The following is a 22,079-nucleotide window of genomic DNA, read 5'->3' on the forward strand; positions in this document are numbered from 1 at the left end:
GGCAACACCGTCTCTGGAGGCTATGTCATGGCTGGACCCTTGTCTCATCTGCGTGTACTCGACATGTCCAGGATTCTCGCGGGGCCGTGGGCCAGCCAGAATCTGGCCGATCTGGGCGCCGAGGTCATCAAGATAGAACGTCCAGGGCACGGTGACGATACGCGTGCCTGGGGGCCACCTTTCCTCAAGAACGCCGAGGGCGGCGAAACAAGCGAAACGGCCTATTTTCTTTGCGCCAATCGTGGCAAGAAATCCCTCACCGTCGATATCGCCACGGAAGATGGCCGCAGCATCATTGTCGAGTTGGTTCGCCAATCGGATGTGCTTATCGAGAACTTCAAGACCGGCGATTTGAGCCGATATGGCCTTGACTATGACACGCTGAAGGTCATCAACCCGCAATTGGTGTATTGCTCGATAACCGGTTTTGGCCAGAACGGCCCATTCAAATCGCAAGCCGGTTATGACTTCATGATTCAAGGCACCGGCGGGCTTATGAGCCTCACGGGCAGCCCTGAAGGACTCAACGGCGGCGAACCGATGAAGGTCGCGGTACCGGTGGCGGACCTGATGACCGGAATGTACGCGACCGTCGCGATCATGGCCGCCCTGACCCGGCGTGACCGCAGTGGCGGCGGCGAACACATTGACGTGGCGTTGCTCGATTGTCAGGTATCCATGTTGTCGAATCAGGCGCAGAACTTTCTGATTGCACAAACCGTCCCCAAACGCTATGGCAATTCTCATCCCAATGTCGTGCCTTACCAGGCATTTCCTACCGCTGATGGCCATCTTATTCTCGCGGTCGGCAATGATTACCAGTTCAGCAAATTCTGTGAGGCCGCTGGGGTGCCCTGGCTGGCGAAAGATCAACGCTTCCTCACCAACGCCGCACGGGTCTGCCATCGCGAGGAGCTGATTCCCGAAATGGTCGCACTGTTCACGCAGCGCGGCACAGATGCCTGGATGGACCTGCTGAGCCCCATCGGAGTGCCGTGTGGTCCCATCAACCGACTTGACCAGACGTTCGACCACCCACAGGTCAGGCATCGGCATATGAAAATCGAGATGGATCATCCCCTGGCGGGCAAGGTTCCGCTCGTCGCCAACCCGATCCATTTCGTCGAGCACCCTATTGAGTACCAGCTCCCACCGCCGTTGTTGGGCCAGCACACCGTCGAGTTGCTACGCGACCTCTTGGGCATGAGCGAAGAGCGCATCGCCACGTTACGCGAGAGCGCAATCGTATAAGCGTTGCCGTCCGATTCCATCACGGGAAATCATTTTCATGCTGAGCAAAGCCTTTCAACCGTGCCCCCTGCCGCCCGACGCCGAGGCGTTACGCCCGCAAATCAGGGCGTTTCTGGACGAACACTTACGCGATTATTCCAACGTCGACCGTGCCTATTCCTGGATGGGATTCGATGCGGCTTTCACCCGCAAGCTTGCCGAGCGTGGCTGGATCGGCATGACCTGGCCGCGCCGTTATGGCGGCAGTGAAGCCAGTGCGTTTTCACGTTATGTGCTCGTCGAGGAGTTACTGGCGGTAGGCGCTCCGGTACTCGCTCACTGGACCGCCGACCGGCAGAGCGGTCCGTTGATTCTGAATGTCGGAACCGAAGCACAGAAGGAGCGCTTTCTGCCTGCCATCTGTCGAGGCGAATCGTTTTTTTGCATCGGCATGAGCGAGCCCGACTCAGGATCGGATCTGGCCGCCACCCGCACCCGTGGGTTGCGCACCGATACCGGCTGGCTGATCAACGGCACGAAACTGTGGACGACCAACGCCCATCACTGCCACTACATGATCGCGCTCGTGCGAACCACACCGGGATCAGAGAAACAGCAGGGCCTGTCCCAAATCATCATCGATCTGCACGCCGAGGGTGTCACGGTCAGCCCCATCCGTGACCTGGCGGGCGAATCGCATTTCAACGAAGTGGTGTTCCAAGAGGTGTCAGTGCCCCATGAAAACCTGATCGGCACCGAAGGTAACGGTTGGGCGCAGGTCATGTCGGAACTGGCTTTCGAGCGTAGTGGCCCGGAGCGCTACCTGAGTACTATCGCCTTGTTGCAGGAAATGCTTCGTTGCGTGGGTTCGGCCCCAGACGCGCAAGTGCAGACCGCCATTGGGCGCATCGTCGCGCACATCATCGTATTGAGACAGATGTCCCTGGCGATTGCCGGGCAGCTCGAACAGAAGCACAACCCGGCGATCGAAGCCGCCTACGTCAAGGACCTGGGGACCGAACTCGAACAGAGCCTTCCGGAGATCGCCCATGCCTTGATCGACCTGCAACCGAGCTTGGCCTCCCACGATTACGCGCGCGTACTGTCCTATATCACCCAGGTCGCGCCTTCATTCTCCCTGCGCGGCGGAACCCGCGAAATTCTGCGAGGCATCATCGCTCGCGGTCTCGGCCTGAGGTAATCGACGTGCGCGATATTCTTGAAGACAGCATCACTCGCCTATTGGGCGACTATGTGACGCCGCACCTGTTACAGGACGCGGAGCGCGGCATCTGGTGCAGTGCTTTGTGGGACGAAATCACCCATAACGGCTTTCCCGGGGCACTGGTCAGCGAAGCCAAGGGGGGCTCGGGCTGTTCATGGTCCGAGGTCTTTCCCCTGGTCGCGGCGGCGGGCAAATACACGCTCCCCTTGCCACTGCCGGAAACCCTGCTTGTGGCGTGGATACTCGATCAAGCCGGGCTCGACATACCGGACGGTCCGATCACGATTGCCGATCCCCTCGTCCATGGGCCAATCGAGGCGACAAGCGTCGATGGTGTCTGGCGCTTGTCGGGAGAGCTCGGACACCTTCCATGGGGCAACGCCGTAACGTTCTGCGTGGCTGAAGTGGCAACCCGTGACGGTGCACGGATCGCCTTGTTCTCGCCGTCCGACGCCGACATGCAGAACGATCGGAACATCGCTGGCGAAGCACGCGATCACCTGAAGCTCGCGGCAACGGCGGCATTGCTGATTGCCCCCTTGCCGCCATCGCTGCCACCCAATCCCCTGCGCTTTTATGGGGCAATGTTGCGCAGCGCGCAAATCTCGGGGGCCATTGAGAGGCTGTTGGAACACTGCCTGCTGTACGCCAGCGAGCGGGTGCAGTTCGGTAAGCCCCTCTCGAAGTTCCAGGCGATTCAACAGCAGATTGCCGTATTGGGCTGCGAGTCGGCGGCCTGTTTTACCGCCGCCGCTTATGCCTTCCAAACCATGGGCAGCCCCCAGGAGCAGATGGCGATTGCCGCCGCCAAGGCCCGTACCAGCGAGGCTGCGGGCAAGGCCGCGGCTATCGCCCATGCCGTGCATGGCGCCATCGGTTTTACCTACGAACATTCGTTGCAGTTTGCCACTCGCCGCCTCTGGTCTTGGCGCAGTGAGTTCGGCAGCCATGGATGGTGGTCACAACGACTGGGCCAGGCGATCTGCGCCAATACCAGCGCCAGCACGCTTTGGCCGGCGGTGACAGAAGGCACGCTAGAGCTATTGCAGGGCTGACCCGGCAACCATCCCAACCACGACGCCAGAGCCAGGGTGCGAGCACAACATGAATGATTTTCTGATCTACGAACAAGTCGATGGCATCGTCACGCTGACGATGAACCGTGCGGATGAGCGCAATGCCTTGTCCGAAGAAGTGCAGATGCTCGAATTCGTCGATGTCTGCAACAAGATCACCCGCGACGCCAGTGTGCGCCTGGTGATTCTGACCGGTGCGGGCACGGCGTTTTCCGCCGGCGGCAACGTCAAGCACATGCGGGACAAGAAAAGCTTTTCCGCCGGATCGCCGCTGCAGATCCGCAACGCCTATCGCAACGGTATTCAACAGATCCCGCTGGCGCTCTATAACCTGGAAGTGCCGACCATCGCTGCGGTGAATGGCCACGCCATCGGTGCCGGCATGGACCTGGCGTGCATGTGCGATATCCGGATCGCCTCCGAGAACGCCAAATTCGCCAGCTCTTTCGCCAAGCTCGGTATCGTTCCGGCGGACGGCGGGGCCTGGTTGTTGTCACGCACCATCGGGCCGGCCAAAGCCCTGGAATTGATGCTGACCTGCGAAACCATCGACGCTCACGAAGCCAAGGCTATTGGCCTGGTCACCAAGGTGACGGCCCACGAAAGGTTAATGACCGAAGTCCTCGAATTCGCCCAACGCATCACCTGCCTGGCGCCGCAAACCTTACGGTTGACCAAACGCCTGCTGCGTGAAAGCCAGCACGTCAGCCTGGCCAACTCGCTGGAGTTGGCCAGTGCGTACCAAGCGCTGGCGCATCACTCCGCCGACCATGACGAAGCCGTCAACGCCTTTCTGGAAAAACGCACACCTGTTTTCGTGGGCCGCTAAACGCACAGCTCGATAGCCATCGTAATGATCAAGGAGAGGTTAATGATGAGTGACGCCAACCTGGCACTGTTCCGGCTCGATGGTCATCGCGCCTTGGTTACCGGCGCCTCCGGTGGCTTGGGCCAGCGGTTCGCCGTTACGCTGGCATCGGCTGGCGCCGACATCGTCGTGGCGGCACGTCGCCGTGATCGCTTGGCCGGGTTGGTCGACCAGATCCGCGCCATGGGCAGAATGATCCAAGCAGTGGAACTCGATGTGACTGACTCGGCGACCATCAAGGCGGCATTCGACGAGATTGAGCAGCATGGCCCACCGGTGGACATTCTGGTCAACACCGCGGGGGTCACCGTCAGCAAGGCATTCCTGGAGCAAAGCGAGGCCGATTGGGATCATGTGCTGAACACTAATCTGCGCGGCACCTGGAGAGTGGCGCAGGAATGTGCCCGGCGCCTGGTGGACAGCGCCCGTCCCGGCAGCATCATCAACGTCGCCTCGATCCTCGGCGAACGTGTGGCGAGTCATGTCGGGCCTTACGCGGTTTCCAAAGCCGGTCTGATCCAGGCCAGCAAAACCACCGCCCTGGAGCTGGCGCGCTACGGTATTCGGGTCAACGCCCTCCTGCCCGGCTATATCGCCACCGACCTGAACCAGGCGTTTCTGCAAAGCGAAGCCGGCCTACGTTTGCGCGACCGCATCCCTTCGCGTCGGTTCGGCCACCCACAGGACTTGGACGGCCCACTGTTGTTGCTGGCCAGTGATGCTGGCCGGCATATCACCGGCGCGACCCTGGCCGTCGATGGTGGTCATCTCATCAGCAGCTTGTGATGCCTGTGCGTGCCAGCCGGTTGGCAACCGCATCCGCGACTGCCAATGGCTCATCCATCGATCAGAAAAAAGGATTAGAGAGTGACTGCTACCTAACGGCCCGCCCCTAGAGGAAACGCAATGACTACAAAAATAAAAGACATTGTTGACTGTTCATCCACCGAACATGACGACGGCAGCATCGGTGCGTTTTATCGCAGCATGAACCCCATGGCCAAACGAACATTCTGGGCGTGCAGCGCGGGGTGGGGACTGGACGGGCTGGATTTCATGATTTACCCGCTGGTCATTGGCTCGATCATGGCGCTTTGGAACGTCGACATGGGCGCCGCCGGTTTCGCCGTGACCGCCACGCTATTGTTTTCCGCCATCGGTGGCTGGCTGGCGGGTTTTCTGTCTGATCGCATCGGCCGCGTCAAAACCCTGCAATACACGATTATCTGGTTCGCCACCTTCAGCCTGCTGTCGGCTTTCGCGCAAAGCTTCACCCAACTGACGATCTGCCGGGCGCTGCTCGGCTTAGGCTTCGGCGGGGAATGGGCCGCCGGGGCGGTGTTGATGGGAGAAGCCATCGGCGCGCAATACCGGGGACGCGCGGTCGGCTGTATGCAGTCTGCCTGGGCCATTGGCTGGGGCTTCGCGGTACTGGCCCAAGCGGTGCTGTTCAGTCTCATGGATCAGGAAATCGCCTGGCGCACCATGTATGTCGTCGGCGCGCTGCCCGCCGTGCTGGTGTTCTTCCTGCGCCGTTATGTCGACGAGCCCGTGCAGGCCGCCGAAGTCCGCCGCAAGCAGATCGAGACTGGAGCCAAACGCCCCTCGATATTGGAAATTTTCCAGCCCGGCATCCTGCGCACCACCTTGCTGGCATCGTTGATGTCGACCGGCTTGCAAGGCGGGTATTACGCGATCACCACCTGGGTTCCGACCTTCTTGCGCAAGGAGCGGGAGCTGACCGTAGTGGGATCGAGTGGCTATCTGGCCCTGCTCATCGCCGGCAGCTTCGTGGGATACCTGGTCGGGGCCTGGTTGGCCGACCGTATTGGCCGGCGCAAGTTGTTCCTGGTGTTTTCGGTGGCAGCCATTGTGCTGGTGCTGGTTTATACCAAGGTCAAGATTTCCAATAGCGCCATGTTGTTGCTCGGCTTCCCTCTGGGTTTCTTCTCCAGCGGTTATCTGTCTGGGGTTGGCGCTTTTTTGACCGAGCTGTTTCCGACGCGCCTGCGTGGCTCCGGCCAAGGCTTCACCTACAACTTCGGGCGTGGCATCGGCGCCCTGTTTCCAGCACTGGTGGGTTACTTGTCGGCAAGAATTGGCCTGGCCGACTCCATCGCACTCTTTGCGGTGCTGGCTTACAGCTTGTTCTTTATCACGGCATTCCTGCTGCCAGAAACCCGTGGTCGGGTGCTTGATGTGGGTGCCTGACATTGCCATAAGAGGACGCTGCCCATGATGTATCTGGATCATCCACCGGTTCTGCTGGAAACCCGCTTGTTCAGTGCCATGCCAGCGGAGTTTCGCCGGGTCGACGTTGACTCGGCCTGGTCGCTGGCCAATAAAGGCGCGCAACGGGTCGACAGTTTCATCGAAGGCCCCTGTTTCGATAGCCAAGGCAATCTGTACGTTGTCGATATTCCCTTCGGGCGCATCTTCCGGATAAACAACGCCAGGCAATGGACGCTGGTGGCCGAATACGATGGCGAGCCCAATGGGCTCAAAGTCCTGGCCGATGGTCGTCTGCTGATCGCCGACTATCGAAATGGCTTGATCGAACTGGACCCGGTGAGCGGTCAAACACGCCCCTTCCTGTCACGCCACAACAGCGAGTCGTTTAAAGGGATCAACGACTTGACCCTGGCCGCCAATGGCGACATTTATTTCACCGATCAGGGACAAACCGGCCTGCATGATCCCACTGGCCGTGTCTTCAGACTCTCAAGGACAGGCAAACTGGACTGCCTGTGCGCCACGGGCATCAGCCCGAATGGACTGGTGCTCGACCCGCAGGAAAAAGTCCTGTATGTCGCCATGACCCGCGACAACTCGGTCTGGCGCCTGCCATTAATGGCCGACGGAAGCGTCGCGAAAGTCGGGCGTTTTTGCAGCCTGTTCGGCGTCGCCGGACCTGATGGCCTGGCCATCGACGCCGAGGGCAACCTACTGGTCGCCCACGCCTCCCTGGGCTATGTATTCATGTTCGCCCCCAACGGCGAGTGCATCGCGCGCATCAGATCCTGCGCGGGAAACATCACGACTAACATCACATTTGGCGGACCGGCAAATAAGCAGTTGTTCATCACCGAATCGAAAACCGCTTCGGTGTTGTTGGCCGACATGCCGCATCCGGGTGTGGCACCTGCAATCGACTCGACGCTGAGGGCTTCATAGATGGAATTCTCGATATCGCCTGAACTACAGACCTTGCAAGCTCGGGTACGCCGCTTCATCGAGCAACGAATTATCCCGCTGGAGCGCGATGCGCGCTGCGGCCCCCACGGCCCCAGCGACGAGTTGCGCCAACATTTGATCGGCCTGGCCAAAGCCGAAGGCCTGCTCACCGCACATATCGCACGCGCCTATGGCGGGCTCGGCCTGGACCACCGGGCCAAAGCCATTTTTTTCGAAGAAGCCGGGTATTCACCCTTAGGCCCGGTGGCGTTGAACATCGCGGCGCCCGACGAAGGCAATATGCATCTGCTTGAGGCCATCGCCACTCCAGCACAAAAAGAGCGTTGGCTGCGCCCACTGGCAGCGGGTGATATCCGTTCGTGCTTCTGCATGACCGAGCCGGACCCCGGCGCCGGCTCCGACCCCAGCATGCTACAGACCCTGGCGATCCAGAGCGGCGAAGACTTCATCATCAATGGCCGCAAATGGTTTATCACCGGCGCGGACGGCGCCAGCCTGGGCATCGTCATGGCCAAGCTCGAAGACGGTCGCGCCACGATGTTCCTGGTGGACATGAAAACCCCTGGCATCCGTATCGAGCGCTCAATGGACTCACTGGACAGTTGCTTTCCGGGAGGGCACTGCGTGGTGGCATTCGATAACGTGAGCGTGTCGGCGAGCGCGGTGCTCGGGGAATTGGGGGAAGGTTTCAAATACGCTCAGGTGCGGCTTTCGCCAGCGCGCCTGACCCACTGCATGCGCTGGCTCGGTGCCGCTCGTCGCTGCCATGAAATAGCCTGTGGCTACGCCGCCCGACGCATGGCATTCGGCAAGCCGCTCGGCCAGCATGAAGGTGTCGGTTTCATGCTGGCGGACAATGAAATGGACATGCACTCCTGCCGTCTGGCGATCTGGCATACCGCCTGGGTGCTGGACCAGGGCCGGCTTGGCCTGACCGAATCGAGCATGACCAAGGTCCTGGCCTCCGAAGCCGCCTGGCGTGTGGTCGATCGCAGCGTGCAAGTGCTCGGCGGGCAAGGCGTCACGGGGGAAACCGTGGTCGCGCGAATCTTTGCCGACCTGCGTGCCTTTCGCATCTATGACGGCCCCTCCGAAGTCCATCGCTGGAGCCTGGCCAAGCGTATTTTTCGGCAATACAGCGCATGAACGACACGATGCGCATCGCCCTGCAAACCTATGTCGCGACACAGGCACGGGCAGTCCACGTGCAATTTCGCGAGCATTCGCTGTTGTCCGGTGGCGCCATCCAGGAAAACTGGCGGGTGATTGCCGACGTGACGGGCGGCCCCTATGCGGGTGTTCTCGCGCTGGTCATTCGCGCGGACTCACCGTCCGGCGTCTCTGTCAGTCATGGCCGGGCGCAGGAATTCCAGCTACTCAAGGCAGCGTTCGAAGCCGGTGTCACGGTGCCCGAGCCGCTCTGGCTGTGTACCGATGTCGGCGTCATTGGTCGACCGTTCATCGTCATGCGCAAGGTCGCCGGCCTGGCCGCCGGGCATGTAGTGGTAAAAAACCTCGGTCTTGGCGGTGATCGCCAGGCGCTGACCTTTCGTCTCGGCGCCGAGCTGGCGACTATTCACACGATTCGCCCGCCGCGCCAGGATCTCGCGTTTCTGCCGAGGTACGAGGAGTCGCCCGCCTTGTATGCCGTGAACCGCTGCCGAATGTTTCTGGACCGGCATCACACTCCTCATCCGGCGCTGGAGTGGGGGCTGCGCTGGCTCGAAAGGCACGCCCCGGACTGCACAGAACGGGTGCTGGCGCATCGGGATTTTCGTACCGGAAACTACATGGTCGACGAGCATGGCCTCACGGCGATTCTCGACTGGGAGTTCGCCGGCTGGAGCGATCCACTGGAGGATCTAGGCTGGTTCTGCGCCAAATGCTGGCGTTTCGGCGCAACGGCCCTGGAAGCGGGAGGAATCGGCGAGCGCGCCGACTTCTATAACGGCTATGCCAGTGTCTCCGGGAAACCGGTGCCCACGGAGCAGGTGTACTACTGGGAAGTGATGGCGCACCTCAACTGGGCCATCATCGCCATCCAGCAGGCCGAACGGCACCTCTCGGGCGAAGAGTCGTCGTTGTTACTGGCTCTCACCGGCCATATCGTTGCAGAACTCGAATATGAAATCTTGCGCATGACGGAGGTCGACTGATGCGTGACGCACCCGATGGCGAACAATTGCTCATCACTGCCCAAGCGCTGCTACGCGATGAGCTACTGCCGACACTGGCGGCGGATCAACGTCATGCCGGATTGATGATTGCCAGAGCCATGGCCATTGCCATTGGGCAAATGCACAACGGTGATCGACATGAGCTTGAGGAGTTGGCGGTCCTGGACACGCTCATTCCCCTGCCTGGCGCGCCAGAGCTGCCTTGGCGAGAAAGACTGCGGGAGGCCAACCGTCAACTGAGCTTGTTGATCCGCCAGGGGTTCGCCGACCACGGCGAACCCCGCCAAGGGGTGTATCGGCACCTTCTGGATACGGCACGCCACAAGCTGCGGGAGAGCAATCCCGGTTATCCGCAATAATCGACGCTCGTGGCAAAGCCCGCCTTGGTTGCATCGGGGCGGGCTTTTTTATCAAATCAGAATTTGCTTGGGTTGTTGTCGTTTCATGTGGGCGGCCAAGGGAAAGCCCATGCCATGACGACCACGCTTTCATCGTTTCTCTTAAGCCTGTCGAATCGAGAGGCCACTCTGCCTAGTAGTGCTTCAACCGGCGAAAGCGTTCTCGATCAAATGTCGATTTCGATAAAGGGCCTTTATCTCGATCTCCATTGCCGTTCATCGAATTACACTTTCTCTGGATCACGATCTTGGCACTTTGCTGCTCAATCTGAATATGTACTTTTCGCTGTCATCGCTCTTGCCCGCAATAATAGCCTCAGTCGTGCCAACGGTGATCAAATTTTTCGAACCTGAGATACAAGCGGGTAGCGCCGAAACAGCGGCCAAATCTGAACGGATACCTATACCGCAATCAATTATTCACATAATCCAATGATGAAAAATGTAACTCAGCGGTAACAAAATCACCTGATCAGATACTGCAATTCTCCTTGACAAGCAAATAGATTCAATGAAAGTATTTCGCTCTGATACCAATCCGTTTTCAATCATAATTTGACGCGGATACCATACCAATAATGAAATAGAGCTCTATCATGTTTTTCTGTATAAAGTGCCGCCGGCTATTTTCTCCAGCTCCTCTAGATCCGCAAAACCATACCTAGCTTCCATAGATCGCGCTCTTTGCGCTGAATGATCTGTTGTGCATTGATATATATCTTTGGCAGAGAACAATCATGAAAGTAGTTGATAGCATCGTTCTGAAAAAATGGTATAGTGGCGAATACAGCTTTTGTGATAACGGCAAGCTACGAGGTGAGTTCAAGCAGTTTCTATCTAATCTTCCCGATGACTCCGGCGATGCCCTCGAGCTTGGTGGCGACACTCTCAACCTCACTGCCCTGATGCGTAAGGGCTATAGCCTAAGCGGTGGGACATGATTGACATGTATGGTACAGAGTCGCAAACTCAACCCTTGGTCAAAGCATCTGAACCTCCAGCAGACCGGCATCCTGACTTATGAACCGATCCGCAATGATTACGACGTGCTTGTATGTTCTGAAATTCTCCATTTTTTACTAAATATTAACTTCAAAGTGTAATTCAAAAAATTATCAGCGCGGTAAAATCAGGCGGTTATATTTTCATCGCTTGGCCATTGAACCTGATTCTTTTTCAAGCGACCGGAGAGCATTTCATCTCGAGTAAGGAGGCTGGGTTGTCTATCCAAGACAGCGAAGGCTTCTTCGATGCTTGGCTGGGAGATTTCGATATACTTATCTTCAACCATTTCTTTGATAAGCAAAGCTGGCCACTGATCAACTCAAAAATCTTGCCGATTGACCCTTACACATGGCAAGGTACTTACGTCTCTGTGTGCGCACGAAAACGTAAATAGCTTCGAGAGGTTTGACTTGAAAGGATACTGAGCTATGCAACTTTTTCACCAAATCATCGCAAATAACGCCAATAGATACCCCACCAAACCGGCTATTGTTCTGGACGGGCAAGCGACATCATATCGGGACCTGCAACTGCGGGCAGATGACATAGCCTCGGTGCTGCCAATGCTCGGTATCGTTTCAGGCGACCGTGTGGGTCTGTACGCACCCATCTCCATTGACCTGATCGCCGGTTATCTGGGCCTGTTGCAAGCCGGAGTGATCACCGCAGCCACTCATCACACTCTAAGTCGCACCAAGCTGATTCATCAACTCAAGCATTCTGGTGCCAGGGTGCTAGTCACAGATTGCACTGATGACCTGCCAGGACTGATTGATGAAGTGGGTCTAGAACTTGTTTTACTCACCGTCCCAATCCAGATGGCGGTACCTCGGGTCATTCAGCTTGCCGATGCCATCACCGCGCACCGAGATAAAACAGGTGTGATAGCCCCTTCTATAACCGATGAGCCTGAACGCCCCACATCGATCTTCTATACTTCGGGGTCGACCTTTAATCCGAAAGGTGTGCTAGTCAATCACCGCATCATGTTGGCGGCCTGCAGCCGGGTCACTGCGTACCTGGAAATCGACCCCGACGATCGTATCTTCAGCTATTCGACACTAGCATCCGACTACGGCGTCTACAACGTTATGATGCCGCTGTACGCTGGGGCCACCAGTGTCATTGAGAGCCAGCCCGCCGGCAGCGCCGAGGACGTACTCGCGGTCGTAGAGCGCGAGGCAGTTACGGCAATGCACGTATTTCCCCCGGTGTTCTTCCTGCTGGCCAATCTGGGCCGGCATTGGCAGGCGCGAGTGCCTAGATTGCGTTATATCTCTAGCAGCGGGCAGGCCCTTCACAGCCGCCATATCCAGCGGATTCGCGAAGCCCTGCCCAAGGTGCAAATTTTTTCCAACTATGGGCTCACTGAATGCAAGCGTGTGAGCTACCTGCCCCCCGAGGAAATTGACCGGCGCCCGACGTCAGTAGGCAAGCCTTTGCCCGGTGTCAGTCTGTACTTGATAGACGAACAAGGCCACGGCATCGACCAACCTGGGCAAGTTGGTGAGTTGCTGGTGACTAGCGAATACCTAATGCTCGGGTACTGGAACATGCCCGAAGCGAATGCCTGCGCCTTTATTCATGATGCCTTCGGTCATTCTCGGCTGTATCGCACCGGCGATCTATTCAAACAGGACGCAGAGGGTTATCTCTACTATGTAGCCCGCAAGGACGACGTGTTCGCACGCAATATCTGGAACGTCAATCCACGGGAAATTGAGCAATGTCTGGCCTCGCATCCGGCAGTTGCCGAGGTGCTGGTGGTGCCGGTCGCTGACGAGGTGGCCGGGCACGTGCCCAGAGCATGCATCGTGCTCGATGTCGATCATGGACAGACCAGTGAGCAGTCGCTGCTCGATTACTGCAAAGCGCATTTGGACTGGCACATGGTCCCGGCTCAGTGCGTATTCCTCGATGCCTTGCCAAAAACCGATTCGGGCAAGTTCACCACCAAAGGACTTATCTGACTAGTAGGGGCTATGTGATGAAGACTTCCCTCCAACCAATGGATGACACCACCCTCGACCGGAATCTGCAACAAAGCGCAATGCTGAAACTCGCCAAACACTTCCACAGCCTGGCGACAGGTACCAGCCAAGTGCCCAGGCAACCCCTTGACAGTCACCTGCGGTCCGAGATCCACGACCCGTGCGTCCTCGACTATCACAACCGCCTAATCGAAGGAGCGGGGCCGTTGTTCTCTCACTTCTTGGCCAGCGTGCCCTACATCCTCGAAGAACTATCCAGAGTCGGGGTAGCTCTGACCCGCTTGGCTCAGATCAATACCAGAGAAACAGGTCAAACCTACAGCCTGTTCGAAGTGGACGCCTTTGATGGTAGTAACGGTCGCGCTCTTGCTGGCCATTCGCACGGCCTGATCCGCAGCTTTACTTCGTCGCCGAACCAGGTCAATCAGGTAGCCTTCGACCAGCATGCCGACCCGGCACTGTCGCGGTTCTATCCACAGTCGGTATTCAAGGTCACACCGGCCCTGTTGCAGACACCCGAATATGATCGTTTTAGCGAGGGATTCGACTTCATTTATGAGATGGCCGCATTCCAATTCTATACCCGTGACCGCAACGGCCAAATCTCCCATATCAAGCAATTTCTCAAGCCTAGCGGACTAGTGTTTTTCCTAGAGAAACTCAATCACCCCGATGCGGAGGAATATCTGCGTCGGGAGCGGATCAAGGACGAGGAGTTCAAAACCCGTTACTTCAGCGAGGAAGAAATCCGCTGGAAGCGCCAGCAGATGCTCAAGCAAATGCAAAACGGTCAGGTCACACTGGAAGAACTAGTGGGCGCTCTGTCGACCCGGTTCAAATGCATCCACCTCTTGTGGAGCAGCAGCAACTTCTGTGAACTCGTGGCCTCGGACGACCCAGAACAAATCGAGCGGTTTCTAGATATATTAGGGCCAGTAGTGCAGCCGGCAAATTTCTGCTTCGAGGCCTCGCACATTGGCTCCATGACGCCCATGCACAGTAGGGCTGGGGAGCAAAGCAATGTCTGATCTTACCGAGCAAGCGTTCCACAACGGGGCGTTGCCCTCATTGTGTTTGCGGGCACTTCAGCACCTACCCGGTTGGTACGAGCGGGCCGCCGCAGCCGAGATAAGCCGCCGCCTGAGCAGCAGCACACTCGATGAATTGTTTGCCGGAGGATGGCTGGACCTGCTATCGCCACGTGCGCCGGTCACGCGCACCGGGCACTGGCCTACGCTTGTGGAAAGCGCGCGTATTGCCGCGAAGGCATGCGCCTCTACAGGCTGGATGCTGGCTCTGGTGGGCGGCCACGGCTCTATCATTCGGCGGCTCCCCTCCGCCTGCATAGACCAACTGTACATTGATGGCCCCCGGCAGCTCTTCGCCTCTGCCTCCACCAGCGTCGATAGCCTGCTGTCCTTTGAGTCCGCAGGCATACGAGTTAACGGACGGTGGCGCTTTAGTTCAGGCATTGAGGACTCTACTTGGTTGATGCTCAATGCACCCTGCCCTAACCACCCGGATGCTGCTTATACTCCACGTTTTTTAGTGCTGGTCGCCGCCCATGAAGTCGAGAGACTCGATAGTTGGGATAGCTGCGGCATGGCGGCAACAGGCTCACACGATGTGCTGACCCGCCGGTTGTTGGTACCTCACGATTGTGTGTTCGCGTTGCACGAGGTTTTTGCTCAGCAACCGCCTGCATCAGCGTCCGATTACATCGACCGATTGCCTCTTTTGCCTTATCTCACTACCTCGATCATCGGCCCGCTCCTAGGGTGTGCCGAAGGCGCCCTCGCCGCGTTTGTAGCTATGCTCAACGGCTCGTTATCGGTAAGCGATCCTCGGCTCGCAGAACAGGCGGCCCACTCGGCTGCGCAGCTATACAGCGCCAAGCTGCTGTATGACTCGCTAATTACCCAGCTACATGAAGCTGGTGTCAATGACCGTGCGCTAGATGCGCGACAATTATTGCAGCTAAAGCGCGACCGCGCCTATCTGGGGTACCAGTGCGTGCAGGCGGTACGGCGTCTGGTAGAACGGCTCGGTGCCTCGACCTTGGTTGCCGCCAATCCGCTCCAACGCCACTGGCGTGATATCCAAGCTATTGCCGCACACCGAGACCTTGCTTGGAGCGAAACGATGCAGGCCTGGGGCGATGCCATCCTATGCCCAGTCAGTGCCGGCGTCCCACAGAACTAATTTGTTTTCCAATCAACTTTTCCAGGGAGGTTCACATGTTCATTCGCAATAAATCCGATGTCGAGAAAACCCCTTACTTCGTCGAGTGGGGTGCCGGCACTAGCCATCGCCTGCTCACTGAGCGAGACGCTATGGGCTTTACATTGTGTCACACCGTTGTCCGCGCGGGCACGGAGTCTCTGCTGCATTATCGAAATCATCTGGAAGCGTGCTATTGCATCGCGGGGGAAGGCGAAGTTGAAGATATGGAAGGTAATGTCTATCCGATCCGGCCCGGAGACGTGTATGCGCTCGATCAGCATGATCGCCATTTCCTGCGCGGAGGCAAAGAACAAGACTTGATTCTAGTCAGCGTCTTCAACCCGCCACTGCGCGGTGATGAGCGGCATAATCTCAATGACACTTCGGGGTCGGCCTACTGACGGTCCCCGACCGCCATGCTACATCGCTTATTCCCAGGGAATTTCCATGCGTAAGGATTACCTCGCTTTTTTTATCTCGCTGTTTCTATCGAGGCTGGCGGATCAGATCCTGTTGTTCATTGTGCCGCTGGTGGTGTTTCAGACCACCAACAGCGCGTCTTGGGCTGGACTGGCGTTTTTCGTCGAATCGCTGCCACGATTTCTCGCATTTCCGTTGTGTGGTGCTCTGTGCGACAAATACTCGCCGATTAGGCTCCTGCATATCAGCCAGGTCTATCGGGCGCTGCTTTGTGTGCTGGCGATGACGCTCCACGGAGTCTTTGGTGGCATCGCTTGGGTAGTGGTGCTATCGGCACTGTGCGGGGTACTGACCACCCAGGGCATCATGGCTCGCGAAGTGCTGATGCCGCATATCTTTGAGCACTACAGCTACACCAAAACCTTGTCCTACTCGCAGATCGCCGACCAGACCGGGCTGGTCCTCGGGCCACTGGTGGCGGCACTGATGCTGGAGGTATGGGCCTGGCACTGGGTAGTGCTGTGGATTGCCGGGCTGTTCCTGCTGGCCGACCTGAGCATGTTGGCATGGCAACGCCTCAGCCGTATTACGCTGGAGGTGTTCGAGCAGCATCAAGATATCTGGCTGCAGCCTCTGCGAATCGCCTTCGGGCATATCCGCGAGCTGGCGGAGTTGAAAAAGATCATTACTCTGGCGGTAGGCGTCAACCTGATCGTTGGCGTCACCCTGGCCACTTCTGCCGCCATGGTGCTCGGTCAGTATGGCGCCAGCAAGGATGACTACGCGGGACTACAGGCAGCCAGCGCCGTGACAACCATAGTGATCCTGTTCTGTCTCGCCAGGGTGGCCCTACCTCCACGGCTCTTGGGCGGTGTCGGTTACTCCATGATCGCCACAGGGGCCTTGATTAGCGCCCTGAGCCCGAACCTGATTGGCTACGTGGTGGGTTTTCTGCTGATTGTCGGCTTCGACAAGATGTTCAACGTCTACATGCGCAGTATCCGCCAACGGGTGATTCCGCCTCGGGACTTCGGCAAGACCGTGGGCGTCATCACCTTGCTCAACAACCTCTCGCAACCTTTGGCCGGCTTGCTGGTGGCGTTGCTGGCGACGCCTTTGGGCACGCAGCAGGTGATCCTGATTCTGGCCATACTGACGACCCTTCTGGGGACAGCCACCCTGTGGTGGTTTGCCAAGGCACGCGATCCACTCGTGACTTCGACCCTTGAGGCTGACCAGAAAGCCGGAAAATGAGCATTCCGAGCCGGCTTTCAACGTTGGGGCGGACGTTCGACGGCGCAGATTTTATATCAGCGCTTTAAATGCAAACGGCCACCGCCCTGTGACATCAACTCTGCCTTCGCATGCTCGACAGTCCTGACAACCGTGGCAAAACGCCGAGGCTCGATCATGGTCAGTACCAGCGCCAATGTGGTCAGCGAGCAGATGCTGAGGAAGCCGAACACATAGTCCCAGTTGTAGCTGTCCAGGATGACCCCGATAACGAAGGGTACAAACGCGCCCCCCAGCGAGCCGCCGGTATTGACCACCGCGGCGGCAAACGGCACCTTCTCCTTAGAGGCCAGGCCCATCGGGTAGACCAGAAAAGTCGAATACCCGAGGTTCAGCAAAACACCCGCCAACATGAACAGTGAGGCCAGCAGCATGGGGTCGGCTGGCGAGTGAATCAAGGCGTACATCATCACCACCGTCGATGCCGCCGTCATCAACATCACCGGTTTGCGCCGCTTGTCGAAAAGCCGATCCGACAGCCAACCGCCGAGCAAATTACCGATGATCGCGCCCACCCACGGCGCCGAGGCGACAAACCCCATGCTCATGATCGAATAGTGTTTGACGTTCAACAGGTAGGTGGGCACCCACGTCATGATCGAATAGGCGATACCGACCATCAGGAAGTAGCCAAATGTACACGCCCAGTTGTTCCACGACAGCAGGATATCGCGATTGTTATCCAGTAGCGGCACATCGCGCGAACGAATGAAGCGGTCCAGCCAGCGCCTGTCCTTATCATCGCGCGGCCTCGATGCATCAGGTCTGTGGATTGCGCCGGTCTCCTGGATATATTCGACCTCGCGTTGCGAGCAGTATTTGCTTTGCGAAGGTTCGTCCTTGACCAGCCAGTACCACAGCGCGGCAATGAAAAATCCCGGAACGGCGAAGAGGTAGAACACTTCGCGCCAGCCATATAGCTGGATCAACAGTGCGCAGAGCGGTGGCACGAACGCCGGGGCTGTCTTGATCGCGGACATATAGAGGCCGGTCGCAAAGCCTTTCTCCCGCTCCGGAAACCAACGATTGATGATGGCGATAATACCGATACCGATCGGACCTTCGGCCGCGCCCAGCAGCGCTCGGGCCATCTTCAGTTGCAGGACGCTCTGGGTGAAACCGATCAACAACGTCGCCAGCGATGTCAGGATCAGCGAGCCGGTGAGCAATGTGCGAATGCCGACTTTACCGAAGTAATAACCGGCTGGGATCTGGACAACGGCGTAGGTGATATAAAACAGACTGGCCATGGCGCCGATGTCGGTATTGCTCAGTACATATTCTTGTTTGATAAAGGGCAGGACCACGCCGATATTCGCTCGATCAGCCCCCGCCACCATGTATGCCAGGCAATACAGAGTCGCTACCAGCCAGCGAAAGCGGCCCACCCGCATTCTGGAGTCATTCATTGTTCACCCCAATTTCTTGAATTTATTGTGCTTGGATGAGTCAGGGCCGGGGCAGCATGAGGGCGAATGATTCAGAAGTCTCGCCTGGGTCGATGACACGGTGCCTGCAAGGGATGCTATCGAACGAACAAGACTCGAAATAGTGAATAATCGGCTGGTCCTCGTAGTCGTTTAGGGACTCACCGCTATGGCGGTTATCTCGGTAGCGGCAATCAACGCCCATGCCGCGTACCGCCGCTACTCGGTCGTTGGAGGTGGCGTCGCCAAAGGCCTCGGATGCCATAAGTCCATGGCCAAGGCGCTGTGACGAGTCATAGCCGGGCTATGGCGAGGAACAGCAACGCAAGTCAGGGATTTATGGCGCCGAAATGGACTCATAGAACTCACCACACAGGCCACTAGCGACAGCTCGCAGGAACGGAGGGCGAAGTATTGGCTGGGCGGACAACCCTGTGCGCCAGGGTTCAGCCGGCGGTGAGTCGCGGTGGCAGGTCGGTACACTCAGCATTCGATGTACTGAAATGCAACGGATTGACCCCATAGTACCGACGGAACACTTTGGCGAAATGGCTGGCATTGGTATAACCCACCGCTGCCGCCACGTCGCTCACGCGACCTTGTTCGCGCAACAGTTGCGCCGCGCGTTCGATGCGCATTTTTTGCAGGCAGCCATAAACGCCGCTGTCGTAGAGCTGGCGAAAGCCTTGTTTGAGTTTGCGAGTGTTGAGTTCGACGCGCTGAGCCAGGCTTTCGATGGTCCAGTCGTGCTCGGGGTGTGCTTGAAGCAATGCGCGCGCCCGCTCGACCCGTGCCAGATCGCGCCCGCCTCTGTTCACGCCGTTAAAGTGCTCCAGATCCTGGATATGCGCGGTGAGCTGGCCGAGCATTTCATAGGCCTTGCCCCGCAGGAGCAGGTCCCGGGCTACGCCTTGGAGTCGGCAACCGAGCATTTCCTGGCCGATGCGCCGTACCACCTGGGGCGCCGGGAATTGGGCCAGGCGTGCGGCGTTATCCGAGGTGCTGGTCTTTTCCCAATTGCCGGTGAATTCGAATAGCTGTGTAGCCAGTTCGAGTAGCCCCGGACGGTGGGCGGCGAAACTGATATTGACCCCGCGCCAACGCGTGCCGGCAGGCACGAAGCCCACGCCCTTGACCCCACGGGTGGAATGAAACAGCGAGCAATGGTCCTTGCGCCAACTCAACGCCGGGGTATCGGCAAACTGCCGCCAGCCAGCACAGTTGGCGTGATAGGACACCGTCAACGAAGCCTCGCAAGAGGAGTCGAGGTGGCGGTCTTCATCCACCTGCCACTCGATCAGGCGGATGTCGAGCTCGTCCCCCACTTCCTCGGTCAACACTTTGGGCAGTTCATAGTCAGCGCAGTAATGATTAAGGCTCATGGAGAAGCTGCTCTTTGGGAACATAGTACAAATGATAACACTTATCAATTATAGTTCCGATCACGCGGACAATGACCCCGATCACACGCGCACTGCAAGGGCCATCTCCAGAAGATAGCGTCACTTCATCTATCCCAAGGCCTTCTCATGCTGCGCGCTCTATCCAGCCTGGCGATCCTGTTCGCCCTTACCCGCTACGCGTTGGCGGACAACGCCTTGACCTTGCCCGAGCTGCAAGTGACCGCCAACAAACGGCTACAGGCGCAGGACCAGACCGATCTCGCCTTGTCGGTTGCCACCGAGACCGATTTGCAGCGGGCCAATGTCTACAACAGCGGTGAGCTGGAGCGAGTGTTTCCCGAGTTGCTGGTACGCAATACCGGCGCAGGGCTGTTCCCCAGCCTGAGTTTGCGCGGTGTCTCCTCGTCCGATCCCTACAATGCACCGGTGGGTGTCTATGTCGATGGCGTCCCGCAATACCTGGGCACGTTCCAGCAGCAACTGCTGAACATCGAGCACATCGAATTACTCAACGGCCCCCAGGGCACGCTGTATGGCCGCAATGCCCAAGCCGGCGCGCTGAACATCATCACACGCCCACCCGACCACACCCCGACCGCAACGGTCCAAAGCCGCATCAGCAACTTGCACCGCCAGGTCGCCGTGACGGCCTCGACGCCGCTGGTGGACGACACTCTGTTTCTCCAGGGCGCGCTCTATCACGACGACGTCGACGGCGAGCTGACCCGCAGCCCTCACCACGGCGACAGCGACAACGGCGGCGGCAACCTGGCGCTGACCTATCGCCCGAACGCGGATTTCAACCTGAAACTGGCCTATGCCCGTGATCGGCTGACCTCCTACAACGAGCAATACTTGGCCGATGCCACCTATGAAAGACGCCGGGCTAGCGTCCCGTTATTGGAGTCGCAGTACACACGGCGGGTAGAAACCAGCAGTGCCACCATGGACTGGAGCTTGAGCGACGCGCTAAAGCTGACCGCTATCACGGCCCTGCAAAGCTACCGCCACGAGCGGCTGTTCGGCGACCTGGGTTTCCTCTGGCCGGAAACCCAGCGCACCATCAGCCAGGAACTACGCCTCGCCACTCAGGGGGCCGATCGCACCTGGGATGCTGTCGGCGGTCTCTACTGGCAGAACAGTCGCAGCCATTCCCAGCGTGAACCGGACACTAGCGCGCCGTTGTTCGGCCTGTACGGCGCCGCCGACAGTCGTATCGACAACACCGAGAAAGCCGTGTTCGGCGAATTCACCTGGCACCTCGCGCCGCGTTGGGACCTGACCCTGGGCGTTCGTCACAGTGAGGAAAAGGCCGATACCCGATACGTACAAACCAACGCCACCTACACCCCAGGCTTCACCTATAAAGGTCACGACACCTTCACCAGCACCACGCCGAAAATCGCCCTGGGCTTTCAGGCCACGCCTGATACACGCCTCTACGCTTCTCTCACCCAGGGTTTCAAGACCGGCGGCTACAATCGGATCGGCGCCATGACCCCGGGTGCCGTGGCTTATTCACCGGAAAAATCCCTGAGCAGCGAAATAGGCGTCAAGTCGAGCCTGCTGGACAAACGCGTATGGCTCAACGCCGCGGTGTATCGCATCGATATTGATGACGTGCAGCAGTTTATCGGGGCCGCCGGCACCGGTACGCAATCGCTGGCCAACATTGGCAAAGCCCGCAGCGAAGGCGCACAGATGTCGCTGGACTGGCGCGTCGACGACGCCACCTCGATTCGTCTCGCCGGCACCGTCAACCGCAACCGCATGCTCGACTCCGAGCGCCAGGGTAACCATTTGACTTACACGCCCAACCGCACTTTGCGCGTGTCGGCCGAACGCAGTTTCTTCTTCGGCAATCAGTTGGGCGAGTTGCGTCCGAGCGTCGGCCTGAGCTACACCGGCAAACACGACTTCGATGTCGATAACCAGGTTGCCCAGGGGGGTTACAGCCTCGTGGATGCACGGCTTTCCTGGCTACCCACGCCCGACGTGGAACTGGCGCTGTATGGCAACAACCTGGGAAACAAGGATTACCGCACTTACTCCTACCTCTCCACCGGTAACCTGTTCAGTCAGCCAGGTCAAGGGCGTGAACTGGGTGTCAGCAGTAAAATCGCCTTCTGAAGCCGCCCTGCATGAAGG

Annotated in this window: 19 protein-coding genes and 1 pseudogene; 17 read left to right on the top strand and 3 right to left on the bottom strand. The window is 58.3% G+C overall.

Going from position 1 to position 22,079, the window contains the following annotated elements; genetic code table 11:
- The first annotated feature begins 27 nt into the window (after positions 1-27).
- The 10 genes from AWM79_RS20685 to AWM79_RS20730 all read left to right on the top strand — a co-directional run bounded on the left by AWM79_RS20685 (position 28) and on the right by AWM79_RS20730 (position 10,130).
- Entirely contained in the window at positions 28-1,251 is a 1,224-nt protein-coding gene (locus tag AWM79_RS20685) for a CaiB/BaiF CoA transferase family protein (RefSeq protein ID WP_060783672.1), read from the top strand.
- Positions 1,252-1,288: 37 nt separating this feature from the next.
- Positions 1,289-2,431 (top strand): acyl-CoA dehydrogenase family protein, encoded by a 1,143-nt coding sequence (locus tag AWM79_RS20690; RefSeq protein WP_017133610.1) that lies wholly within the window; start codon positions 1,289-1,291, stop codon positions 2,429-2,431.
- Between the two features lie 5 nt (positions 2,432-2,436).
- Positions 2,437-3,510, top strand: coding sequence for an acyl-CoA dehydrogenase family protein (locus AWM79_RS20695; protein WP_060783673.1), 1,074 nt, complete (start codon positions 2,437-2,439; stop codon positions 3,508-3,510).
- Between the two features lie 49 nt (positions 3,511-3,559).
- Positions 3,560-4,360, top strand: coding sequence for a crotonase/enoyl-CoA hydratase family protein (locus tag AWM79_RS20700; RefSeq protein ID WP_060783674.1), 801 nt, complete (start codon positions 3,560-3,562; stop codon positions 4,358-4,360).
- 42 nt (positions 4,361-4,402) lie between these two features.
- Positions 4,403-5,185: an SDR family NAD(P)-dependent oxidoreductase gene (locus tag AWM79_RS20705; protein WP_208599915.1), complete on the top strand. Its 783-nt coding sequence runs from the start codon at positions 4,403-4,405 to the stop codon at positions 5,183-5,185.
- Between the two features lie 120 nt (positions 5,186-5,305).
- Entirely contained in the window at positions 5,306-6,610 is a 1,305-nt protein-coding gene (locus tag AWM79_RS20710; protein WP_060783675.1) for an MFS transporter, read from the top strand.
- A 24-nt stretch (positions 6,611-6,634) separates the two neighbouring features.
- Positions 6,635-7,573: an SMP-30/gluconolactonase/LRE family protein gene (locus AWM79_RS20715; RefSeq protein WP_208599916.1), complete on the top strand. Its 939-nt coding sequence runs from the start codon at positions 6,635-6,637 to the stop codon at positions 7,571-7,573.
- Complete coding sequence (locus tag AWM79_RS20720; RefSeq protein ID WP_060783676.1) at positions 7,574-8,740, top strand: acyl-CoA dehydrogenase family protein; 1,167 nt, start codon at positions 7,574-7,576, stop codon at positions 8,738-8,740.
- Positions 8,737-9,750, top strand: a complete 1,014-nt coding sequence (locus AWM79_RS20725) for a phosphotransferase family protein (RefSeq protein WP_060783677.1) — start codon at positions 8,737-8,739, stop codon at positions 9,748-9,750. Before AWM79_RS20720 ends, AWM79_RS20725 begins: the two co-directional genes overlap by 4 nt.
- Entirely contained in the window at positions 9,750-10,130 is a 381-nt protein-coding gene (locus AWM79_RS20730; RefSeq protein WP_060783678.1) for a DUF6285 domain-containing protein, read from the top strand. The genes AWM79_RS20725 and AWM79_RS20730 overlap by 1 nt, the downstream gene beginning before the upstream one ends.
- An 83-nt stretch (positions 10,131-10,213) precedes the next feature.
- Here the strand turns inward: AWM79_RS20730 and AWM79_RS24595 are convergent.
- Positions 10,214-10,487 (bottom strand): annotated as a pseudogene (locus AWM79_RS24595) (IS5/IS1182 family transposase); the annotation flags it as partial.
- A gap of 419 nt (positions 10,488-10,906) precedes the next feature.
- Between AWM79_RS24595 and AWM79_RS25765 the strand changes: the two are divergent.
- From AWM79_RS25765 to AWM79_RS20760, 6 genes are all read left to right on the top strand, one after another.
- Positions 10,907-11,110 (top strand): hypothetical protein, encoded by a 204-nt coding sequence (locus AWM79_RS25765; RefSeq protein WP_244159584.1) that lies wholly within the window; start codon positions 10,907-10,909, stop codon positions 11,108-11,110.
- Between the two features lie 492 nt (positions 11,111-11,602).
- Positions 11,603-13,144, top strand: a complete 1,542-nt coding sequence (locus tag AWM79_RS20740; protein WP_082712651.1) for a class I adenylate-forming enzyme family protein — start codon at positions 11,603-11,605, stop codon at positions 13,142-13,144.
- A 17-nt stretch (positions 13,145-13,161) separates the two neighbouring features.
- Positions 13,162-14,193 carry a hypothetical protein gene (locus AWM79_RS20745; RefSeq protein WP_060783679.1) on the top strand — a complete coding sequence of 344 codons (1,032 nt, stop codon included), beginning with the start codon at positions 13,162-13,164 and terminating at the stop codon, positions 14,191-14,193.
- The gene (locus AWM79_RS20750) at positions 14,186-15,367 is read left to right on the top strand and encodes an acyl-CoA dehydrogenase family protein (RefSeq protein WP_060783680.1); all 1,182 of its coding nucleotides are present in this window, start codon (positions 14,186-14,188) and stop codon (positions 15,365-15,367) included. The genes AWM79_RS20745 and AWM79_RS20750 overlap by 8 nt, the downstream gene beginning before the upstream one ends.
- 35 nt (positions 15,368-15,402) lie before the next feature.
- Positions 15,403-15,789 (top strand): ectoine synthase, encoded by a 387-nt coding sequence (locus AWM79_RS24600; protein WP_082712652.1) that lies wholly within the window; start codon positions 15,403-15,405, stop codon positions 15,787-15,789.
- Between the two features lie 46 nt (positions 15,790-15,835).
- On the top strand, positions 15,836-17,062 hold the full coding sequence (locus tag AWM79_RS20760) for an MFS transporter (protein WP_060783681.1): 1,227 nt from the start codon (positions 15,836-15,838) through the stop codon (positions 17,060-17,062).
- Positions 17,063-17,118: 56 nt separating this feature from the next.
- On the opposite strand, the gene AWM79_RS20765 is transcribed toward AWM79_RS20760, so the two are convergent.
- Both AWM79_RS20765 and AWM79_RS20770 read right to left on the bottom strand, forming a co-directional pair.
- Positions 17,119-18,510 (bottom strand): MFS transporter, encoded by a 1,392-nt coding sequence (locus tag AWM79_RS20765; RefSeq protein ID WP_060783682.1) that lies wholly within the window; start codon positions 18,508-18,510, stop codon positions 17,119-17,121.
- A 464-nt stretch (positions 18,511-18,974) separates the two neighbouring features.
- Positions 18,975-19,910: a helix-turn-helix transcriptional regulator gene (locus AWM79_RS20770; RefSeq protein WP_017133626.1), complete on the bottom strand. Its 936-nt coding sequence runs from the start codon at positions 19,908-19,910 to the stop codon at positions 18,975-18,977.
- Between the two features lie 147 nt (positions 19,911-20,057).
- Here AWM79_RS20770 and AWM79_RS20775 point away from each other — a divergent pair, with 147 nt between their 5' ends.
- Entirely contained in the window at positions 20,058-22,061 is a 2,004-nt protein-coding gene (locus tag AWM79_RS20775; RefSeq protein ID WP_060783683.1) for a TonB-dependent receptor, read from the top strand.
- Positions 22,062-22,079: the final 18 nt, after the last annotated feature.

The sequence above is a fragment of the Pseudomonas agarici genome, from assembly GCF_001543125.1.
Classification (GTDB): domain Bacteria; phylum Pseudomonadota; class Gammaproteobacteria; order Pseudomonadales; family Pseudomonadaceae; genus Aquipseudomonas; species Aquipseudomonas agarici.

Coding starts and splice junctions, on each gene's coding strand:
- AWM79_RS20685 (WP_060783672.1), top strand. CDS start 28: ATGGCTGGACCCTTGTCTCATCTGCGTGTACTCGACATGTCCAGGATT.
- AWM79_RS20690 (WP_017133610.1), top strand. CDS start 1,289: ATGCTGAGCAAAGCCTTTCAACCGTGCCCCCTGCCGCCCGACGCCGAG.
- AWM79_RS20700 (WP_060783674.1), top strand. CDS start 3,560: ATGAATGATTTTCTGATCTACGAACAAGTCGATGGCATCGTCACGCTG.
- AWM79_RS20705 (WP_208599915.1), top strand. CDS start 4,403: ATGATGAGTGACGCCAACCTGGCACTGTTCCGGCTCGATGGTCATCGC.
- AWM79_RS20710 (WP_060783675.1), top strand. CDS start 5,306: ATGACTACAAAAATAAAAGACATTGTTGACTGTTCATCCACCGAACAT.
- AWM79_RS20715 (WP_208599916.1), top strand. CDS start 6,635: ATGATGTATCTGGATCATCCACCGGTTCTGCTGGAAACCCGCTTGTTC.
- AWM79_RS20720 (WP_060783676.1), top strand. CDS start 7,574: ATGGAATTCTCGATATCGCCTGAACTACAGACCTTGCAAGCTCGGGTA.
- AWM79_RS20725 (WP_060783677.1), top strand. CDS start 8,737: ATGAACGACACGATGCGCATCGCCCTGCAAACCTATGTCGCGACACAG.
- AWM79_RS20730 (WP_060783678.1), top strand. CDS start 9,750: ATGCGTGACGCACCCGATGGCGAACAATTGCTCATCACTGCCCAAGCG.
- AWM79_RS25765 (WP_244159584.1), top strand. CDS start 10,907: ATGAAAGTAGTTGATAGCATCGTTCTGAAAAAATGGTATAGTGGCGAA.
- AWM79_RS20740 (WP_082712651.1), top strand. CDS start 11,603: ATGCAACTTTTTCACCAAATCATCGCAAATAACGCCAATAGATACCCC.
- AWM79_RS20745 (WP_060783679.1), top strand. CDS start 13,162: ATGAAGACTTCCCTCCAACCAATGGATGACACCACCCTCGACCGGAAT.
- AWM79_RS20750 (WP_060783680.1), top strand. CDS start 14,186: ATGTCTGATCTTACCGAGCAAGCGTTCCACAACGGGGCGTTGCCCTCA.
- AWM79_RS24600 (WP_082712652.1), top strand. CDS start 15,403: ATGTTCATTCGCAATAAATCCGATGTCGAGAAAACCCCTTACTTCGTC.
- AWM79_RS20760 (WP_060783681.1), top strand. CDS start 15,836: ATGCGTAAGGATTACCTCGCTTTTTTTATCTCGCTGTTTCTATCGAGG.
- AWM79_RS20765 (WP_060783682.1), bottom strand. CDS start 18,510: ATGAATGACTCCAGAATGCGGGTGGGCCGCTTTCGCTGGCTGGTAGCG.
- AWM79_RS20770 (WP_017133626.1), bottom strand. CDS start 19,910: ATGAGCCTTAATCATTACTGCGCTGACTATGAACTGCCCAAAGTGTTG.
- AWM79_RS20775 (WP_060783683.1), top strand. CDS start 20,058: ATGCTGCGCGCTCTATCCAGCCTGGCGATCCTGTTCGCCCTTACCCGC.